This is a genomic window from Anaerosacchariphilus hominis (assembly GCF_014290175.1).
In the GTDB taxonomy this organism is placed as follows: Bacteria; Bacillota; Clostridia; order Lachnospirales; family Lachnospiraceae; genus Laedolimicola; species Laedolimicola hominis.
On record NZ_JACOOR010000001.1, the window covers coordinates 254,910 to 274,322 of the forward strand.

19 protein-coding genes and 1 pseudogene are annotated in these 19,413 nt (G+C 38.8%); 2 read left to right on the forward strand and 18 right to left on the reverse strand.

The genetic code is table 11. The features are described from left to right. Positions 1-3: 3 nt before the first annotated feature. The 5 genes from H8S44_RS01220 to H8S44_RS16955 all read right to left on the reverse strand — a co-directional run bounded on the left by H8S44_RS01220 (position 4) and on the right by H8S44_RS16955 (position 4,159). Positions 4-483, reverse strand: a complete 480-nt coding sequence (locus tag H8S44_RS01220) for a hypothetical protein (protein ID WP_186872866.1) — start codon at positions 481-483, stop codon at positions 4-6. Positions 484-551: 68 nt separating this feature from the next. Then, complete coding sequence (locus tag H8S44_RS01225) at positions 552-1,550, reverse strand: hypothetical protein (RefSeq protein WP_186872865.1); 999 nt, start codon at positions 1,548-1,550, stop codon at positions 552-554. Positions 1,551-1,783: 233 nt separating this feature from the next. Next, entirely contained in the window at positions 1,784-2,779 is a 996-nt protein-coding gene (locus H8S44_RS01230) for a hypothetical protein (protein WP_186872864.1), read from the reverse strand. A 12-nt stretch (positions 2,780-2,791) separates the two neighbouring features. Then, on the reverse strand, positions 2,792-3,832 hold the full coding sequence (locus H8S44_RS01235) for a hypothetical protein (RefSeq protein WP_186872863.1): 1,041 nt from the start codon (positions 3,830-3,832) through the stop codon (positions 2,792-2,794). A gap of 78 nt (positions 3,833-3,910) precedes the next feature. Next, entirely contained in the window at positions 3,911-4,159 is a 249-nt protein-coding gene (locus tag H8S44_RS16955; RefSeq protein WP_186872862.1) for an AsnC family protein, read from the reverse strand. A gap of 126 nt (positions 4,160-4,285) precedes the next feature. Between H8S44_RS16955 and H8S44_RS01245 the strand changes: the two are divergent. Continuing rightward, positions 4,286-5,527, forward strand: a pseudogene (locus H8S44_RS01245) (IS256 family transposase). A gap of 756 nt (positions 5,528-6,283) precedes the next feature. Here H8S44_RS01245 and H8S44_RS01250 read toward each other — a convergent pair. The 12 genes from H8S44_RS01250 to H8S44_RS01305 form a co-directional block, all read right to left on the reverse strand. Continuing rightward, on the reverse strand, positions 6,284-6,496 hold the full coding sequence (locus tag H8S44_RS01250) for a hypothetical protein (protein WP_186872861.1): 213 nt from the start codon (positions 6,494-6,496) through the stop codon (positions 6,284-6,286). A gap of 94 nt (positions 6,497-6,590) precedes the next feature. After that, a complete protein-coding gene (locus H8S44_RS01255; RefSeq protein ID WP_186872860.1) occupies positions 6,591-7,445 on the reverse strand; it encodes a helix-turn-helix domain-containing protein in 855 nt (284 codons plus the stop codon). 186 nt (positions 7,446-7,631) lie between these two features. After that, entirely contained in the window at positions 7,632-8,426 is a 795-nt protein-coding gene (locus H8S44_RS01260; RefSeq protein WP_186872859.1) for an HNH endonuclease, read from the reverse strand. Positions 8,427-8,638: 212 nt separating this feature from the next. Beyond that, the gene (locus H8S44_RS01265; protein WP_186872858.1) at positions 8,639-8,950 is read right to left on the reverse strand and encodes a hypothetical protein; all 312 of its coding nucleotides are present in this window, start codon (positions 8,948-8,950) and stop codon (positions 8,639-8,641) included. Between the two features lie 344 nt (positions 8,951-9,294). Beyond that, entirely contained in the window at positions 9,295-9,792 is a 498-nt protein-coding gene (locus H8S44_RS01270) for a nucleotidyltransferase domain-containing protein (protein WP_009247521.1), read from the reverse strand. A gap of 84 nt (positions 9,793-9,876) precedes the next feature. Beyond that, complete coding sequence (locus H8S44_RS01275; RefSeq protein WP_009247522.1) at positions 9,877-11,421, reverse strand: ATP-binding cassette domain-containing protein; 1,545 nt, start codon at positions 11,419-11,421, stop codon at positions 9,877-9,879. Positions 11,422-11,874: 453 nt separating this feature from the next. Beyond that, positions 11,875-12,252: a TnpV protein gene (locus H8S44_RS01280; RefSeq protein ID WP_009247523.1), complete on the reverse strand. Its 378-nt coding sequence runs from the start codon at positions 12,250-12,252 to the stop codon at positions 11,875-11,877. 26 nt (positions 12,253-12,278) lie between these two features. Next, positions 12,279-13,418, reverse strand: coding sequence for a plasmid recombination protein (locus H8S44_RS01285; RefSeq protein WP_019190307.1), 1,140 nt, complete (start codon positions 13,416-13,418; stop codon positions 12,279-12,281). A 355-nt stretch (positions 13,419-13,773) separates the two neighbouring features. After that, positions 13,774-14,928, reverse strand: a complete 1,155-nt coding sequence (locus H8S44_RS01290; protein ID WP_009247525.1) for an AAA family ATPase — start codon at positions 14,926-14,928, stop codon at positions 13,774-13,776. Continuing rightward, the gene (locus tag H8S44_RS01295; protein ID WP_009247526.1) at positions 14,918-15,253 is read right to left on the reverse strand and encodes a plasmid mobilization protein; all 336 of its coding nucleotides are present in this window, start codon (positions 15,251-15,253) and stop codon (positions 14,918-14,920) included. Before H8S44_RS01295 ends, H8S44_RS01290 begins: the two co-directional genes overlap by 11 nt. Next, positions 15,243-16,334: a site-specific integrase gene (locus H8S44_RS01300; RefSeq protein WP_009247527.1), complete on the reverse strand. Its 1,092-nt coding sequence runs from the start codon at positions 16,332-16,334 to the stop codon at positions 15,243-15,245. Before H8S44_RS01300 ends, H8S44_RS01295 begins: the two co-directional genes overlap by 11 nt. Next, positions 16,335-16,523 (reverse strand): helix-turn-helix domain-containing protein, encoded by a 189-nt coding sequence (locus H8S44_RS01305; RefSeq protein WP_009247528.1) that lies wholly within the window; start codon positions 16,521-16,523, stop codon positions 16,335-16,337. It lies immediately after the preceding gene. Positions 16,524-16,971: 448 nt separating this feature from the next. Here H8S44_RS01305 and H8S44_RS01310 point away from each other — a divergent pair, with 448 nt between their 5' ends. Beyond that, positions 16,972-17,502: a helix-turn-helix domain-containing protein gene (locus tag H8S44_RS01310; protein ID WP_009247529.1), complete on the forward strand. Its 531-nt coding sequence runs from the start codon at positions 16,972-16,974 to the stop codon at positions 17,500-17,502. Positions 17,503-17,794: 292 nt separating this feature from the next. Here H8S44_RS01310 and guaA read toward each other — a convergent pair whose 3' ends face one another. Beyond that, the gene (gene guaA, locus H8S44_RS01315) at positions 17,795-19,372 is read right to left on the reverse strand and encodes a glutamine-hydrolyzing GMP synthase (protein WP_186872857.1); all 1,578 of its coding nucleotides are present in this window, start codon (positions 19,370-19,372) and stop codon (positions 17,795-17,797) included. Between the last annotated feature and the right edge of the window lie 41 nt (positions 19,373-19,413).

The window sequence follows — 19,413 nt, forward strand, 5'->3', positions numbered from 1 at the left end:
TATTTATAGCCTTGGGGCATTTATTTTGAATAAATACTCCGGAACCATAATTTTATATCCACTCAACAAATATCTCGCATATCTTTTTTCAACATGCTGTATATACCCTTTTCCATTATCAGACAAAGCATAATGAACATTATACATTCCGTTATTCAACTTCATCATACTTAAATAATGACTTTCTAAAATAATTGGCGATGGCAAAATACAGTTTCTGCCTGTTCCTACTGAATAATTTGTTATAACAAAATAATCAACAAAATCAGGAATAATTCCTTTGAAACTCTCACCAAAGTATTCCTCTAAAATGAAAGTTTTGTTTTCTTCTACCATTTCCTCAGCTATTTTTATCTGATTATATGCCTTGTTTAGCATAGCATCTAAATTTATTAAATCACTTGTTGATTCAATCGGAAGCTTATATTTCAATTCTATAACCTGTAAATGCTTTTTTTCTTTATCATATACTATAGCATCCATTCCAGGTCTAATTTGTTGTTCTCTAGTTATATTTTTAGCAACTAAATATTTACTATTTATTTTATCAATTATTTTTTCTTTTGAATATCTTCAAATCTGTTCTGCTCTTTCTCATATGCTTTATTTTGTCTTTTAGCAAGTATTCTCAAGGCATTCACCGCCGGTCTCTGAATATTAAATATTCCTTCTGATAATAACAAAAAATTATCTTTAGATGGCAAAAAATATGTTAATGATAAATCTGCATTTATATCTTCATAATTATATGTGAAGAACTCAATGATACTAACAATTTTTTTCCTTCCCAAATCACATAATGAACCAATTAATTCGATCCACTCTTCCTTTCTTAACTTGATTATTCCCTCTATCCCTGGAATAATAAGATTACTATTTGTAATTTTCATCATAATATAATTACTTAATGCTGTAGAAAATATTTCATAATCATTTAAATCAAATCCATCAAATATAAAATTTATTCCTAACTCAAAATCTGATTTATGTACCTGTTCGATCAATTCCAAATCCTTTTTTTTACAACTAGAAGCTAATACATTTTGCAGTTCTTTATACTCATCTTGTTTTCTAATGTATGTATCATATGCAACATGCACCATATATGTTTCTTCGTTACAATACGTAAACTCTAACTTATTGCCAAATTGCCTGAATTTTACAATCTGTTTATTATGTAATTGCCACATTCTATAAAATTGTTCATATGAATATGCCATCCCCATCAATTCATAAATTTCTTCTGCCGATATTTTTACTTTATTTTCACTCTGTTCAGCACAATATTTAGATGACCATCTGCATATCCATTTTAGAGATTCTTGTATAAAGTCAATTTCGCTTATATTTACTGCATTAGTTTTTACTTTTTCCTTGATATATTCCATAACATTATTATGAGATGCAGATAATATCAGTCTAAATAAAACTCCTAATTTTTCAAATACAGTATTTATAGCATCCTCTTTGCTTAACAAAAATAACCTATGCTTACTTATATTCTGATCAATTTCCATCTTAATATTATATATCTGTTCAAATTCATTCAAAACATAACTCTCCTTTTCAATCACACCATAACTATATTAAATTTCCAAAAGCTCTGTTTTTCTTCTTTAAATTCAAGTTGTTTTACTCTCTGTAGCAACAAACAACACATGTCTCCAATATCCTCTATCCCAAAGAAAGCTTTCGTCCATTTGTAATAATATTAGTTTCTATAGCTTTCTCAGCGCACATTTTTTCGAACAGGATTGCACCATTTATAGTTGAATGAGGATAACTAAAAAATCACATATTTAATTTGTTCCGTCAGTTCCCTTAAATACTCAAATAAGTGTTCTTTTGTTGAATTGTAATCCATACCAAATGCCTTATATGTTAATCCTTTTAGTACATCATCCTCAATAACATCATCTTCACTCAGAAACTGACCTAAACCGTAATGTGCAAGACAGTTCCGAATACCCCTATTTTTCAGGGAACTATTCAATCCTATTCCAATATTATTTGCCACGCTAAATTCCTTTATAAAATCACACAAGTAATAATACTGCAAATAAGCAAATTTAAACTTTTGAGGTATTTCTTCAATGAAATATTTTTCAATAAATACTGTTACATAATTTACAATACAGAGAATGGTGAATAATTCAAACCCTAAACTTGTCCTCAGTTTTAGAGGACAATCCTTGTAAAAATGGAAATCTTTATAAGTAACATTTAAGCAATCATTATACTTATATGGTAAATTCTCAGTGCAACCCAAATACGCTGATAGCTTCCCCGCTATAACGCTCATTCCCTTTATCATATTTCCAACCTGCTCATTTCCAATCGTTTTAATGGGTGTATGTAATGCACATATAATTGTATTTCCACAAAATTCGCCATTGCACAAGTCCGTTCCAACATTATAATAACCAAGAATTTTCTCTATTGTTGTTCTTTTATCATAATAATATTTATCACTCTCTTTGAATTTTTCATTCAGCATCTTAGAATAATCCAAATACTTCTTTTCAAATAATTTGTGTCCTTGCCTTAGTGCTGTATAATACACTTTTTCTTCTGCAGTAAAAGAAGGTGGGACTAATCCAACTTTTTTGCACCATTGCTCAGCTCCATCCACAAAAATACCTATATATGGTTGACACATCATTATGTAATTACTGGTTATATTTTCTGCATTTTTATGTATATCCACCAAAGTATATAAAAAGCGTGCATCTGATTGCATCAAACGCAATGCAGCCACTTGTACTTTATTCAAATCCATTATCAATATTTCCTATTTCTCAATTATGTAAGAATCTAAGTGACCGCCCAACGAATATATCTTCCATTCTACCATACCATGATCTTTAACCAACGATATTTCATAAATATCTTTTATGATATGTGGCGAATTTATTACAAAAGCATCTTCAACATTAGGATGAATTCTAACATATGCCATTGTATGTTGTTCATTATAACGTACCTTGGAACTAATTCCAGGATTCTTTATTCCTAAAAAGAATTCTCTTGCTTCAGAATAATCTTTCCAATCCTTTTTCGTAGATGGAAAAATTAATTTGTCCAATAAATCTACAGAAATAACGTCTTTTTTTAATTCTTCCAAAAAAATATTGCATCGAATTAAAATTTCAATATCCTCAGATACTAATTGTCCATATATCTGTTTTAATTCTTCGTCATCAGCATCGTGTCCATACATATTTGACCAAAATGGCGAATTAACAACATTCTGACTTTCGCTCTGATTTCCAAACGCAATTATGCTAGCATGTTCTTTATGTATTTCTTCTACATCCAACCCACATTCCCTGAGACATTTGATTATTTTAAATAACACTTTTTCAAAGTCTTCAACATACTTCCTTATACAGGTAAAACGTAACTGTTCATCTGTTTGCACTAATCTTTGAATTCTATTCGCATCCGCATGCAAATATAAACCATACATAACATCCTCTATTGTTTGATATAGATTAAGTTTTGTTCCGTCTGCCAATATCTGTTCAATTTGCATATTAATGATTTCATGATATTCGTTTAAAATCTTGCTTGCCTCTTCGCTTTTATGCGGATATGTTTTCTTCATTTCATCCAAGATTTCTTCGATAAATACAGGTTCTCCTTTACTTCCATACTTGCGTAGTAAAATCAATTTGGTATTAATCTGAACATATGATTCAGCATCATAATCAGCTGTTAATTCATGACTACAGAGTTCCCCGGAAAACCTTTGATACTCTTTCATTGTATACAAAAACAAATATAATTTACTATTCGTGAGTTTATCAGGCATAATATCACCAACTTTCACTGTTACAGCTTATCTGCTTCTGAAAGAAACACTTTCTCATCCGCTAACAATGTCATCCATATTGTCTTTTGTGACGAATTACTCATCATCCGTGATTTCCCAGTGTCCGCTAAAACCACGTCCAACATAACATACATTATTCATTTTCTTTATATGGCGTTTAATTGTTTTAGAACTTACACCTAATACAATTGCCATCTTTTCTGTACTTATTTTTCTGTCCTTACGGATTAAGTCCACAATCTGAACATCTAACTTGTCTTGAGGGACATCTTGAGGGACATCTTGAGGGACATCTTGAGGGACATCGTAGTTCAGGTTCGGCATTACTACAGTAAATTGATATCTGTCTGAGCGGAATGATGGTTTTGAGCCTATGAAACTTTTTCTGTAAAATAACCTAAGTAAGGTCCTTCTATGATACAATAAATATCATTAGGAGGGCCTTTTACTATGGCAAAACAAAAGAAACCAGTTCACAGAGTTGAAATGACTGAAGGAAAAAGGAACATCATCCGCCAGCTTCTCGAAGAATACGATATCGAGACCGCAGAAGATATCCAGGATGCACTCAAAGATCTTCTGGGCGGCACCATTAAAGAAATGATTTAGGCTGAAATGGATGACCATCTTGGATATGAGAAATCCCAGCGTTCTGACAATGATGATTATCGTAACGGTTATAAACGCAAGCAGGTAAACAGCCGATATGGCTCTATGGAAATCGAGGTCCCACAGGATCGGAAATCGACCTTTGAACCACAGGTGGTGAAAAAGCGTCAGAAAGATATTTCTGATATTGATCAGAAGATCATCTCTATGTATGCCAAAGGAATGACCACTCGCCAGATCTCGGAAACGATTGAAGATATCTATGGTTTTGAAACATCAGAAAGTTTCATATCCGATGTGACGGATAAGATACTTCCTCAGATTGAAGATTGGCAGAACCGCCCATTGGATGAGGTATATCCAATCCTTTACATCGATGCGATCCACTATTCTGTGCGGGATAATGGAGTCATTCGTAAGCTTGCAGCCTATGTTATACTTGGCATTAATGCGGAGGGGAAAAAGGAAGTCCTGACGATTACGATTGGTGACAATGAAAGTGCGAAATACTGGCTGTCAGTCCTGAACGAACTGAAAAATCGCGGAGTAAAAGATATCCTGATCATCTGTGCCGATGGCCTTACAGGCATTAAAGAAGCGATTTCAGCTGCGTTTCCCAAAACAGAATACCAGAGGTGTATTGTCCATCAGGTAAGAAACACCCTGAAATACGTTCCGGACAAGGACAGAAAAGCCTTTGCTGCAGATTTAAAAACCATCTATCAGGCCGCTGATGAGCAGAAGGCTCTGGCTGCCTTGGAACGTGTAACTGAAAAATGGACTCCGAAATACCCGAATTCCATGAAACGCTGGAAAGACAACTGGGATGCTGTTTCTCCAATTTTTAAATTTTCAACCACTGTCCGGAAGGTCATTTATACAACCAATGCGATCGAATCACTAAACTCCACATACCGGAAGCTGAACCGTCAGAGAAGCGTATTTCCAAGCGATACCGCCCTGTTAAAGGCCTTGTATCTGGCTACTTTTGAGGCTACGAAAAAATGGACTACCACCATCCGTGATTGGGCTCAGGTTTATGGAGAACTGGGCATTATGTACGAAGGACGCTTACCCGAGTAAGCAAAAGAAGGGTTAAGAAGACAGGCGGGAAACCGCCTGCTCTTGACATGCCCGTAAGCAACTGTTATATATAAAGCAAGAATGACAAGCCTGATTCACAAGCTTATCGCTCTTAATTATCATAGAAGAATCTTATTTACAGAGATTTTCTCATACTCTCGTTTCTCTTATCGAGAAAGGCAAGCAACGCTACAATCAAGCTTCCAAAGGACATCAGCAATGCTAAAAATCGAAATGATCTCATAAGCCGTCATCGGCGCCACGTCTACACTCCGTTTCGGTCGGTGCTAAACAGGTGCCACTGGCACCTAGCACCCCTTCCTATGTATTCCGGTTGCCCGGTATCATAAAACTCGGGAGGCTACCTCTACGCTCCGCTCCGGTCGGCGCTAAACAAGCGTCCCCCCCCGGACGCTTAACGCCCTGTCATGGGTACTTTCCTTAGATAGTATCCTAACATAAGAACTAATGCTTATGCAAGAGTATATATAATTCCTTCGGGATTTTGTTTCATACAAATGAACTTTATGCTTACACATAAACGCCACCCATCTTTATTACTTACAATGCTTTTTATTAGTATTTTAGTTCTTTGATAATGTACAGTAGCATATGTCACAATACGGATAATACCCACAGGAGTATTGGTTCGTTGGAACACTGAACTTGATACAATTTAACTATTATTTCCCTAGGGGTGTTCAAAAGGGGGTTCATTTGAACCCCCTTTGTAAATACACTCAAAACACATCACATTTATGCCACTTTTTCTATTCTTTTTGCATCAGTATTATTTAACTGTTTTGTCTGTGCATCGCACTTAATCTTAATAGTCATAACATATGCAACCCCCAAACCAATAAAGGCTACTGCACACGGCCAACCCTCAAGTGAAAAATGAATACTCGCATTTTTGCATAATTCCTTACCTACTTCTTGTGTTCCAAATTTAATAATATCTTCCTTCATATGAACCACCTTTCTTGTTTTGTTAAGAAAAGCATAATCCCAATCAGAAAAGTAATCAACAAAACAAAGTCCGCAAATTGCATACATAAAAAGATCACATACTGTCGCTTGTTTCAAAAAAATCTAAAGAATATTTATTTCCTACTTGAGAAAAGGCTATGAGCATCTGCGTTCCTATAATTTGGTTCATCTCATCCGAATATCCTGTATCAATTAATCCTAAAACATATCTCAATGCTAAATAATAATCACCAAGTTGTGACCATTGCTCAGTTAATTTAAGTTCACTAATCAGTTCAATTAGCAAATTATCAATTTCACAAATAAAGTCTTTCTTTTTTGCTGATGTCTTTTTTGCATCTTTTTGATATTCATATCTTAACTCTTTTAAGTCAGTTTCCCCATTACATATACGGGTTTGAAGTTTTCGCATTTTCTCTAAATCTGTGTACTGCTGTGTCCATATGAAAAATACGCACCAAATAATATTAGCAGCAGCCTCAATGACGTTATCCTCTACTGCTGATATAAAGTAATCAACAATTTCTGAAATAATTAAGCCTTGTACTTCTGTACCATGTCGAAATGCATCTATCATGTTTTTTATTTCAGTAACACCCTTCAAAAATGATTCGTTCTTGCAGGCTTCATCAGTCTCAATAACAGGCAGTATATATAAAAATGCATCTATCATTTCATCCATATTTACTGCTTTAGTGGAATCAAATTCTGCATATTCATATAATTTATTATTAATCATCTCATCAACTGTTTTTCCGTAATATTCGGCAATTATTTTTATGGTAGCAATATCTGGTATACGTCTTCCCTTCTCATATCCTTGAACCGTACTTTTTGATGCACGAATAACGTTTCCCAATTCATCTAAAGTTTCTCCATGTAGCGTTCTCATATGTTTTATATTTTTTCCAAGAATATTTTCAACCATTTGTCTCTTTACCTTTCATTTTATGCCATCAATCATTGACTATTATACTTTATATCGGTGGATTCGAATATCCATTTTATGTCATATTTTGGCAATATAAAAGATCAAGCCCGTCAAGCCCGATGGTTACTGACGAATCTGACCTTTTATAATAAAATTTTTATATTCACCTGCACCTGACATCTCTTACGTGCTTTTTATATTATTAATATTTTGCTCTTCTATTATTTTCTTTAGTTTCTCTGGTGTTATTATGTCATTTTTCTTTCTATGAATCATCCTATGACAATTGGAACATATTGTTACAAGATCCGTTTCTGGATTAGGAATCAATTTTTCGTCTAGCGAGAATAATGGCTTTTTATGATGTACCTCGATATAATTTTCCCCAATGTATCCATACTTATTCTTAAAATCAAAACCACAAATTTGACATTTCGTTCCGTGTATTTTTATTGCCGCTTCTCTATATTTTAAAACCCTCTCATATCTTGTGGTATAAAACTCAATCCTGTTTCCTTCCGCCTTATTAATAACAAACGATTCGTTACTTCCCAATATGGGAATGTGTGCTTTTTCCCTTTCTTCACATAATTTGTTTATTGCATCCATATACATCTCTGGAACATTTTGTGCAACAGAGTTAAACTTCTTAAAATCTTTCCAAATTTTCTGAATATCAAATTTTGTAATTGGGTCTTCAAAGACCATAATGTCCTCTAGGTAATAAAAGGCTTCTCTTCCCCATCCTCTTTCTTCCCATTTTAAGTCGACAATCGCCTTTCCTATAATTTTCCCTTTATACTGAAACAAAAATAGATTTTTTCTACAAACATCCATTATCGAATATGAATTAAAATATAAATTTGAAATAAGATTACCACTTTCCAACCCATTTGCAATCTCTAACTTTGCAATATATTCTGTTTCAAAATCAAACATAGATAATGGAAATATTCTGATACTACTCAATTCTCTCATAGGCATTTCTCCTAGTATTATATCTTCAATCTCAATAATACACACCTATTATACCTTATATCGGCAGATTAGCATATCCATTTTATGTCATATTTCTGCAATATAAAAGATCAAACCCGCCAAGCCCGATGGTTACTGACGAATCTGACCTTTTATAATCAAATTTCTGGATTTTTTCTTCTATTACAATATGTGTCAAATCAGGATTTAATTTATCTCGTCTTTATCTTAAATCCGTTCTTAAAGATGAATAGTATATCATCCTTTGACTTTACCACCACTTCCTGCACCAGACTGCTCCAAAGTCCCTCATCGAATTCTTCTAACACAGCACCCTGCTTTTCCAATGCCCGGATGAATCCCTTGAATAATTCTCTCTGAGCCTTTTTGCTTTCAATCTGTTCTGAAATCTTGTCATACTCTGATTTGATGGTATTGTACCTTTCTGCAAGGTCGGCATATCTTCTTTCATATTCATTCTGGTCAAGTGCCGTCCGGCTGTTCTCTGCTATGGCTGTTTGCATCTGTTCTGCAATAATTATATATTACTCCGCCCACAAATAGAGCCAAACTAGAGCCATTTGATAAAACAAATGCCGGAAACCCGCATAAATACAGGCTTTCGGCATTTTAATCCGTTATTCGAACTCTACAAAGACTAACGCTTTTTGTTTAGGAATTATTCTCTGTAATGTTTCTCGTTCTTTTGATTATTTGATATATCCATATTATCCTGCCTATACGAGCTAATGTTATCATTTTGTTATCGGCATTGATAACACCTACTCGATAACTGTGGATAATAACTATATGTAGCATGTCAAATTATAAGCTATTTTGCTTAGAGATTCAACACAAAACTGAAATTTTACTTTTCCTTATATTCATCTGGTATTGCTATTTGAAATGTTTCACACAACAGCATCACATCATGCACATCATTTTTATCGTGTTCATATCCCAAATGAAGCATTACCTGACTCAATGGTTCAATACAAGAAACAGTTATATCTCCAACTTTTCCAATACCGGAAAAAGTTTTTGATGGAAATATATCTCCCTCATAAACAATTCCGTCATCTGTAAATTCAAAACAATGTAAATCAATGATTCTTTGTTTATCATCTTTCCAGACAGTATGACCATCCGTTGTATAATCAGTATTTACTTCCTCAAATCCATGCTGCTTAATCACATAAATATAATCATGATAATGTTTCAGTTCAACAAACAAATCAATATCATTGTGTATTCTTGATTCTCTTTTAAGAAGTGCATCAACACCCCATCCGCCATCTAAATATACTTTAATTTCGTTTTGCAAAGCATATTTTATAATTTCACATGCATCTTCTGTACGTACCATAATCTATCCTCCAAATTCAAATCTTTGTATGCTTTCCAACTCACTAAAAGCCTGAAATTTGTCAGTCTTTCATCCTTTTTGTTATCAATCACCAATTAGCTGTAATCCATTAGGATTTAGCTGATATATTTTATCGCACACCTCTTCAATATACTTTCTATCGTGAGAAATGCTAATGACAGCCCCCGGAAATTCTCGGAGCATTTTTCTTATTACCGGACCGGACAATGGTGAAAAATTTCTTGTCGGTTCATCCAGAATAAGAACATTTGCACCACTTAAGCTCATCCTCAAGAGAAGCACTTTCGCCTTTTGTCCGCCTGATAACTCCCGAATCGGATGCTCCATTTCATCTGGTGTGTATTTAAGTGAACCAAGGTATGTTCTAATTCTTGTACGCTCTTCTTTATCTCCTGTTTTATCAAGGTAATCAACCGGTGTAACATCCAAATCCAGCAGGTCTTCATAAGTTTGAGGCATATATTCTGCTTTAATGTCATTCCGATTTAGGAGTTCTTCCGCTATCTTTTTTAGAAGAGTCGTTTTTCCTGCCCCGTTGGCTCCTATCATACAGATTTTTTCTGAACCTTTTATTTTTAAATGAATTCCTTCTGCTAAAATTCTTTTGCCATCCGGAGTCACAAGCTTTGAAAGTTCATATTCTATGACCGTTTTTCCTGCGGGAATGTGTGAGTTTTCATCCCCTAATTTGACAAAGATTGCTTCTTCCTGTTCCGGCATCTGAGTCATATTTTCATCTTCTTTTTCAAATCTTCGTTCCATTGCCTTAACCGTATGCATTTTGTCCTTTAAGTTTTTGGCAACAGACGGTGCTTGTCTGGTACAACTTCTTAATGCACCTTGTACACTCTGCATAACTCTTTGATATTTTTCATCGCGAATCTTTTTCTCCCTACGGTCACTCAGTGCCCGCTGTTTTTGGATTTCAAATTTATGAAGCCGTTCTTCCACATAGCGTCTATAGGGAAGCTTTGCCACGGTATATCTCGCCTTTGTTTTTCGTATAATCTGCTCGATATGTATCACCATGTTGGCAGTACGCTCTATCAGCGTTTCATCGTGTGAAATAAAAAGCACAATGTGCTTCCAGTCATTTATGATTTTTTCCAGTAATGTAAGCGTCGCAATGTCGATGTCATTGGAAGGTTCGTCCAACAACAGCACAGAAACATCGCGAATGAAAAGCCTCATAAGTTGTGTCTTGACTTTTTCGCCTCCTGAAAGACTACCCATTGTCTGGTTACTGTAGAAAAAATCATTTTTCATTCCAAATTTTCCCGCAATAACAGACAATTCTTTAGGCGTTTTCTCCCAGAATATTTCCTCTTCAGAAAAATATTCGTATATTGTTTTTTCCTTATCTTCATCGAGCATCTCCTGCGGAAGATAACCAAGACGTTCGTGTCCCATTATCCTTTCCCCATCTGCTTCTATATAGTTTTCTACAAGCGACGGATTGTATATCCACTTCATTAATGTCGATTTCCCATTTCCCTCTTCTCCAATAATAACTGCCTTATCTCCATCATTTAGCACAAGGTTGAAATCATTAAGAATTATTCTCAGGTCTTTTTTATGTGTTAAATTTAATTTTTTTATCTGCAACATTAAAGTTTCTCCTTTTCGAAGTCTGAGCCAATTATTATTTTGAACACACAAAAACGAGTCTTTTTTGCATACGCAAAAATAGACTCGCTAAATAGCCCCTTATTTCTTTTCCAAAAGGAAAACAAAGGAAATGCCTCTTGCGATAATCCAACTTAAGCGTACACAAAACAAACCTATTCTCTACAGGCTCAATAACTATATGTGTCTTACTTAAATCAAATTATCTATTAATCATTTCCTCACCTTACACAAAATGTGCCTTTCTTTCTTCTAATGGCAATACTATCATACTGTATTTTTTTTGTCAATACATTTCACCTTATGGAAGTGCAAATTAAAATTTTCACTTCCTAATTATACATCCAACCATTACGAAATTCAATCTTTCACAACCTCTTTACAACCACAACCACAGCACTCCAGCAAACGCAGGAGCACCATACCGTAAAACGCTTATGTGTAAATCAACTCCGTTCCTACAACTTCCCTCACACAAGCCTGAATATTATTCATTCTTCCAATCCATTCGTAGGGATTATCTTTCTTTAATTGTTCCGTCACATCTTGTCTGTCGGCATATTCCTTTACCAGTCGAAGAAACATATCCTCTGCTTGCTTATCGACTTCTGCAAGATAACTATGCAGCTTTCCGCTTGTCAGCAGGTTCATATATAACACTTTATAGTGTTCCTTTAAATGCCTTGCATGTCGTTTCCCCCATAAACCAATCGGCTCTATTTCTTCTTCGGCTGGTACTGTGATGTTCGGCAATAAATAATCACCCACCTGTCTATAAGTTCCGCCCATTTCTTCAAAAATTGTCTTTGTCATTTTCCTTTTCCTCCTGTGATTTTTGTCTATCGTGATCGTGTATTATCACGCTTGCGACCTTTAACTGTTCTTGCCTGCTCCAACAAATCATCTATCTGTTTGCGACCAAAAACCTTACGGAGCAGGCTGTAATCTTTATTTTCTGCTTTTAGGATTTTGTTTTCTTCGGTCAATCTTTCATTGACTTTCTCCAAACGCTGATTGGTGCGGTATAACTGTGCATTCGCTGTATTCAGCCTATGATAGTTGTCCCACCCCTCAAAGCAGCGGGCAAGCACCGTTTTGACAAGTTGCTTCAATTTCCTTACAACCGGCTCTGCCATTTTGGTTTTATATGCCTTTGCAGTCATAAATTTCTCTGGTTCTGGCAACTGATATTTCGGTGCAGTATCAAGCTCTATTTCAAGATTTGACAGCTCGTCTTTTGCCTTATCATAGTTCAATACTCGTTCCGACAACACATCAAATTCAATCTGTTTCTGCTCGATTTTCGCACCTAATGCCGCCACTTCTTTTTCTCTTTCCTGCTTTTTATAATCCAAAACAGAAAGATGTTTTTCGTGTGTGCCTAAATGTTCCCACTCAATCCCATAACGTTCCATCACCGCCGCAAGCTGTTCTTTTTCGGACTGTATCCATTGCGACCACTCCGTATCGCCACGACTGCCGCCCTTAAAACCTTGCGTTGCAAGAGCCTGCTTTAGTGACACTCTTGTATCAAGTCCACGCTTGCTGCCTGTGGTAAAAGGTACAAAATCTATGTGCAGATGTGGTGTAGCTTCATCCATATGCAGATGAGCCGAGAACACCCGAAGCTGTGGATTTCGCTCCTGAAAACCCTGATAGTATTCATCTAAAATCTGCTTTGCCAGTTCTCCGTTTTCCGTATCGGCGTTCATATTTCCCTTACCGCCCACCTGTAAAATGATTTCGTGGAACGGTTTTTCCTGCTTGGAACTTCGGATTTTTTCATAATAATCTTTTATCTTTCGGTCTGACCTTATCTGCTTGGCATTGTATCTTTCCAATGCTTCATCAAACAATTCGTGATAAACTGTCTTTATATTTTCATTGCAGTAGTCGATATTGAGATGAGTACGAGTTCCGTCTACATTTTCTGCTCGGAACTTTCGGCTATTGTGATTGACCGAGCCTTTACCGACCATTGCACTTATCGTTCTCTGCATTTTTTCATCTCCCATCTGTAAATTTCAACATTCTCAGGTTTTGTTACTTTTGTCAAAAGTAACGCAAAAGCACTTTTGACGGGTACACCCATCAAAAATGCGACCTGTAAACAGGTTTTGCGTTCTCCGAAGGCTCTCCGAGGGGTGAGCGTGTGCCGGTGGCACACACGCCTGCGAACCGACCGAGCCAGCAGGCGAGACCAAAGAGCCGCCTTTGAAAAGGCACTCTCTGCACACTCCCCTAAACTTTATCCGGTGTCAAAGTGTGACGATGGTGACAATGTTTTTCACAGCGTGCTGCTCTCAAAAACATTGACACCTTTGACACCGTTTGTCACGCCGTCTGCTCGGTTTCTTTCCAAAGTGAAACCTTTCTTCCGTCGTGTGTGCGGCTGTTCTGATAACGGATACCGTAATCACGAAACAGCCTGCTTGCGTTGATACTGAGCCTTAAAGAAAGTACATTCGGCTTTATATCCACCGCAAGCCTTTCGCAAAGTTCCGAAGCAGTTCCTTCCCATCTGTCACTTTCCGAAAAGAGCGTATCCGCTATCTTCTCAAGCAGAGGTTCGGGCGGTTCTTTCCACATCTCCGTTTCCGATTTTGCAAAGTTCCACACCAATCGCTCGCTGTCCCTTACAAGATGGATTTTCATATCCTGCTGGTCTCTGCCAGCAACATCAAGTGTGGCATTGTTGGAAGTACGCTTGTCCTTACTGAGAACAAATGCACCGTCTGCCGCACCCATCAGACCATTCGTGCCTGAAATCATATCGAATATATCTTCCGATTTTTGTTTGCGTGTATGATGAACAATAAGCATTGAAACCTTGTAACTGTCTGCCAACGCTTTCAGCCTTGCCACAACATCATAATCACTTGCGTAGCTGTAATCTGCTCCGCCTGCTTCACGCACACGCTTTAAGGTGTCTATGATAATCAAGCCTGTGTCTGGGTGTTCCCTCATAAACCCTCTTATCTGTTCTTCCAGTCCGCCATTGACCGTTTTACATTCCGTTGCGAAATACAGATTGCCTGTCTCCTTTGCACCGAACATCTGAAACAATCGCTTCTGCAAACGTGGGTAATCATCTTCAAGGGCAAAATAAAGCACCGTTGCCTTACGCACCTTATACTCCCAAAGCGGTGTGCCTGTGCTGATATGATAGGCAAGCTGTGCCATCATAAAGCTCTTTCCCACTTTCGGGGAACCTACGAAAAGGTAAGTTCCCCTTTGGAGCAGACCGTCGATAAGTGGTGTCTGAACCTCAAACACCGTATCATACAGCGTTGTCATTGATACTGTTTTCAGATAGGAAGGGTCTAACTGTCTGAGTATTTCCCTTTGCATTTCTTCAAAAGATTGCTCGTACCCCTTGAAATCCGTATCCTGATTGACTATACTATTGTCAGTACATTTGGAAAGTGACTGTTCCGCATCTGTTGCCGCAGATACATTTGGAATAGTCATTTCTTTTTTATTCTCCATTCGCATCCTCTCCTTTCAAACCGCCGAGAATAATGGAAATCAGTTCTATTACACTCAGCAGTTCATCATCCACACCTTTTCCTGCTTCAATCCTTTTCAGTTCCGCAAGGACTGTGGCAAATTCCGTTTTCAACGCCTTATACACTCTCGGATTGCCCTGTACCACCACATCCTGATTTAAGCAACGGCGGTAACAATACTCCTGTTTTGGCAATCCTGATAGAGCTACAGCTCTGTTAATGAGTTCGTTTTCTTCGGGCGATACTCGAAACCCTACTGTGATATTCCTCCAACGATTTTTGTTATCTCTGTTCTTAGCTGACATTTTCAAAATCTCCTTTCCCTAAATCATCTAATTTTTCTGCCATCTCAATCTGCTTTGACGGAAAGAGGTGTGCGTACTGATAAGTAATATCAATACTTTCGTGACCAACTCGGTCAGCAATCGCCACCGCAGAAAAGCCCATATCAATCAAGAGTGAAATGTGGCTGTGACGGAGATCGTGAATGCGGATACGCTTCACGCCTGCCGCCTTTGCCCCTCTGTCCATCTCGTGATGAAGATAGCTTTTCGTCACCGTAAAGATACGGTCTTTCTTCTTCAATCCGTAAAGCATACCGAGATATTCTTTCATTTCCTCACACAGAAACTTCGGCATTTTAATCGTGCGGTTGCTCTTTTTCGTTTTCGGAGAAGTAATCACATCCTGCCCTTTCAAACGCTGATAGGATTTATTGATTGTGACTGTTTCCTTATCAAAGTTGAAATCTGCCGGAGTCAAAGCTAACAGCTCGCCCTCTCGGATACCGCACCAGTAAAGCATTTCAAACGCATAAAAGGAAACAGGCTTGTCCATCATCTCAAAAGAGAATTTCTTGTATTCTTCCTTTGTCCAGAACAGCATTTCCTTGTGTTCCTCACGTCCCATATTTCCCACCTTTGCCGCAGGATTGGAACGCAGTTCATAGTAGCGGACAGCGTGATTGAAAATGGCGGACAACTGATTGTGCAGCGTTTTCAGATACGTCTGTGAATAAGGCTTTTTCTTCTCATCACGATAGGCAAGCATTTCATTCTGCCAAGTAATAATCTCCTTTGTGGAAATCTCGCTGATTTTCAGTTTCCCGAAATACGGAAGTATCTTTGTGCGTATGATATGCTCTTTGGTAAGCCACGTGTTTTCCTTCAAACGGTTCTTCACATCATTGATATAAAGCTCCGTAAAGGCTTCAAAACTCATATCAAGGTCTGAAGAAGTCTGCAATTTGAACATTCTTTCCCATTCCTGTGCTTCTCGTTTGGTAGCAAAGCCACGCTTGCATTTCTGCTTGCGTTCCCCTTTCCAGTTCACATACCTTGCCATCACATACCAAGTACCGTTATCTTCATTCTTAAATACCGGCATTTACATTTCCCCCTTTCCTGCTCCGTAGAGCCTTTCGTAAAAATACTGGCGATTTACACGCCCTGCAATCGTAATAAAGCCCTTTGCTTTCAATTCCTCATTTAATTGTCTGATGAGTTTATATGCATAAGGTTTTGATACGTTTAGTTCCTGAGCCACATCTTCGGCTCGGATAAATCTGTTTTCCATATCCTTTTTCTTCCTTTCTTAAAATAATTTTTTGCTTGCCGCTTTCTCCGTGTTAAAGTTCCAACAGGCACTCCTGCTTGTCGGCAGGCGCTGTGCTGTCCCAATGCACCGCAGTACATCAGGCGCTCGCTCGTATAGGGGTTCCCGAAAAGTCGGAGACTTTTGGGGAAGAGGAGGAGCAGTGCAGCGAATGAGCTTTTGTGCTTGCACACAAGCGAACGATACGGAACTTGCTCCGACGAGGTCTTGGCGGTTTGGCTTTTCGGACGGTCATTCAGTTGTCGCATTAAGCATATTTGTTTAATTCGTAATTTATTTTACTAAACATATTTGCTATTGTCAAGTGGTTGCAAAGAAAATATTAAACATTTTTGTTTCGGTTTTTCTTGACTTCCACTAAACATTTCTGCTATACTTATTTCACTAAATATAAAAGGAGCGTATCATTATGGCTATCAGCGAAAGAATACATTTTTTCAGACTAATGCGTGGTATGACACAAAAGTATCTCGGTACAGCAATCGGTTTTCCAGAAAAGAGTGCTGATGTGCGTTTGGCACAGTACGAAACTGGTACACGCAAACCGAAAGCAGACCTTACAAATGCATTGGCACAGGTGCTTGATGTTTCTCCACAGGCTCTTGATGTTCCTGACATAGACAGCTATATCGGTCTTATGCACACTCTGTTTACCCTTGAAGATATTTACGGTCTTACTGTCAGTGAAGCAGACGGAGAGGTATGCTTAAAGGTCAACAAGGACAAAGGCAGAGAAGCATATGAACTCCTCAAAATGCTGTATGCTTGGAAAGAACAGGCAGACAAGCTATCTTCCGAAGAAATCAACAGAGAAGAATACGATAACTGGCGTTACCATTATCCAGAGTTCGACACCACACAGCGTTGGGCAAAAGTTCCATCACAGGAATTAAGTGACGCTCTCGTGGAAGCATTCAAAGACCACTTGAAAGATAAATAAGCACCTACAGGACCTGCCACTGGCAGCTCCCTACAGATGCTTTGGCAACGACAAAAAAGCCCTTAACTATGGTTATTAACCACAGCTAAGGGCTTAGTTTATAATATGGAATTTGTTCAGAGCCAAGCTCCGAACTTTAGTCTGCAAGCCACCTGTTAATTGTTCCGTTACCCATAAACCACTGGATAACAAGAATAATGGCACTTGCTATGACTGTTATCAATTTGTTATCAAAAGACTAATCGAAATCGCTGAAACCCGCATAAACACTGGCTTTTTTAAGCAACTCGATTTATTCAAACTCGATCGTCCCGGGCGGCTTGCTGGTCAGATCATAGAATACTCTGTTCACTCCCCGCACTTCATTGATAATTCTGCTCATGACGCTCTGCAGCACTGCGAAGGGAATCTCCGCTGCTTCTGCGGTCATAAAATCAATGGTATTCACCGCTCTTAACGCTACGGCATAATCATAGGTTCTCTCGTCACCCATAACGCCTACGGAACGCATATTGGTCAGAGCCGCGAAGTACTGATTCGGCAACCACTTCGGGTTCTCACCATGCTCCTTCTTGTAGGCCGCAGCCGCCTTATCTACCTCATCCCGGTAGATGAAGTCAGCGTCCTGGACGATACGTACCTTCTCGGCGTTGACCTCGCCGATGATACGGATACCCAGACCGGGACCCGGGAAGGGCTGACGGAATACCAGGCTCTCCGGAAGGCCAAGCTCCAGACCCGCTTTGCGGACCTCGTCCTTGAACAGGTCGCGCAAGGGCTCGATGATTTCCTTGAAATCAACGAAATCCGGAAGCCCGCCCACATTGTGGTGGGACTTGATGACGGCGGATTCTCCGCCGAGACCGCTCTCTACCACGTCCGGGTAGATGGTTCCCTGGGCCAGGAAGTCCACAGCTCCGATCTTCTTCGCCTCTTCCTCGAAAATACGGATGAATTCCTCGCCGATAATCTTACGCTTTGCCTCCGGCTCGGTCACACCTGCCAGCTTGTTGTAGTAGCGCTCCTGGGCATTGACACGGATAAAGTTCAGATCAAACTGGCCGTTGGGGCCAAAAATCTGCTCTACCTCGTCTCCCTCATTTTTACGAAGAAGACCGTGATCCACGAACACGCAGGTCAGCTGCTTGCCGATGGCTCTGGACAGAAGTCCTGCTGCCACGGAGGAATCCACGCCGCCGGACAGAGCCAGCAGTACGCGGCCGTCGCCGACCTTCACGCGAATATCCTGAATCGTGTTCTCTACAAAGGCATCCATCTTCCAGTCGCCTGCACACTGGCAGACATTCTTTACAAAGTTGTTGATCATCTTTGTGCCTTCGGCGGTATGCAGTACCTCCGGGTGGAACTGGATGGCGTAGAGCTTCTCAGCTTCGTTTTCAGCGGCTGCCACCGGGCAGTCTGCGGTATGGGCTGTGATTTCGAAGCCGGGCGCCACCTTTGAGATATAGTCAAAATGGCTCATCCAGCAGATGGTCTTCGGGCTCACGCCCTCAAATACCTTAGATGCTGCCTTATCGATGAGTACCTCGGTCTTACCGTACTCTCTTACGTCCGCGCGCTCTACCTTGCCGCCGAGCACATGGCTCATGAGCTGAGCGCCGTAGCACAGACCCAGAACCGGAATACCAAGCTTGAACAGCTCGTCCGTGTAAGTCGGTGAATCCGGCTCGTAGCAGCTGTTCGGTCCTCCCGTCAGGATGATTCCCTTGGGATTCATGGATTTGATCTTCTCGATATCGGTCTTGTAAGAGTAAATTTCGCAGTATACATTACATTCTCTGACACGGCGCGCCACCAGCTGATTGTACTGGCCGCCGAAGTCGAGAACGATAACCATTTCTCTGTTCAATCCGTATATCCTCCTGTTTTTATTATGACGTACGTTCAGTC

Excerpts from the sequence above, each read along its gene's own strand:
- H8S44_RS01220 (WP_186872866.1), bottom strand. The coding sequence starts at position 483 with ATGGATGCTATAGTATATGATAAAGAAAAAAAGCATTTACAGGTTATA.
- H8S44_RS01230 (WP_186872864.1), bottom strand. The coding sequence starts at position 2,779 with ATGGATTTGAATAAAGTACAAGTGGCTGCATTGCGTTTGATGCAATCA.
- H8S44_RS16955 (WP_186872862.1), bottom strand. The coding sequence starts at position 4,159 with ATGCCGAACCTGAACTACGATGTCCCTCAAGATGTCCCTCAAGATGTC.
- H8S44_RS01250 (WP_186872861.1), bottom strand. The coding sequence starts at position 6,496 with ATGAAGGAAGATATTATTAAATTTGGAACACAAGAAGTAGGTAAGGAA.
- H8S44_RS01255 (WP_186872860.1), bottom strand. The coding sequence starts at position 7,445 with ATGGTTGAAAATATTCTTGGAAAAAATATAAAACATATGAGAACGCTA.
- H8S44_RS01260 (WP_186872859.1), bottom strand. The coding sequence starts at position 8,426 with ATGAGAGAATTGAGTAGTATCAGAATATTTCCATTATCTATGTTTGAT.
- H8S44_RS01265 (WP_186872858.1), bottom strand. The coding sequence starts at position 8,950 with ATGCAAACAGCCATAGCAGAGAACAGCCGGACGGCACTTGACCAGAAT.
- H8S44_RS01270 (WP_009247521.1), bottom strand. The coding sequence starts at position 9,792 with ATGGTACGTACAGAAGATGCATGTGAAATTATAAAATATGCTTTGCAA.
- H8S44_RS01275 (WP_009247522.1), bottom strand. The coding sequence starts at position 11,421 with ATGTTGCAGATAAAAAAATTAAATTTAACACATAAAAAAGACCTGAGA.
- H8S44_RS01280 (WP_009247523.1), bottom strand. The coding sequence starts at position 12,252 with ATGACAAAGACAATTTTTGAAGAAATGGGCGGAACTTATAGACAGGTG.
- H8S44_RS01285 (WP_019190307.1), bottom strand. The coding sequence starts at position 13,418 with ATGGTCGGTAAAGGCTCGGTCAATCACAATAGCCGAAAGTTCCGAGCA.
- H8S44_RS01290 (WP_009247525.1), bottom strand. The coding sequence starts at position 14,928 with ATGGAGAATAAAAAAGAAATGACTATTCCAAATGTATCTGCGGCAACA.
- H8S44_RS01295 (WP_009247526.1), bottom strand. The coding sequence starts at position 15,253 with ATGTCAGCTAAGAACAGAGATAACAAAAATCGTTGGAGGAATATCACA.
- H8S44_RS01300 (WP_009247527.1), bottom strand. The coding sequence starts at position 16,334 with ATGCCGGTATTTAAGAATGAAGATAACGGTACTTGGTATGTGATGGCA.
- H8S44_RS01305 (WP_009247528.1), bottom strand. The coding sequence starts at position 16,523 with ATGGAAAACAGATTTATCCGAGCCGAAGATGTGGCTCAGGAACTAAAC.
- H8S44_RS01310 (WP_009247529.1), top strand. The coding sequence starts at position 16,972 with ATGGCTATCAGCGAAAGAATACATTTTTTCAGACTAATGCGTGGTATG.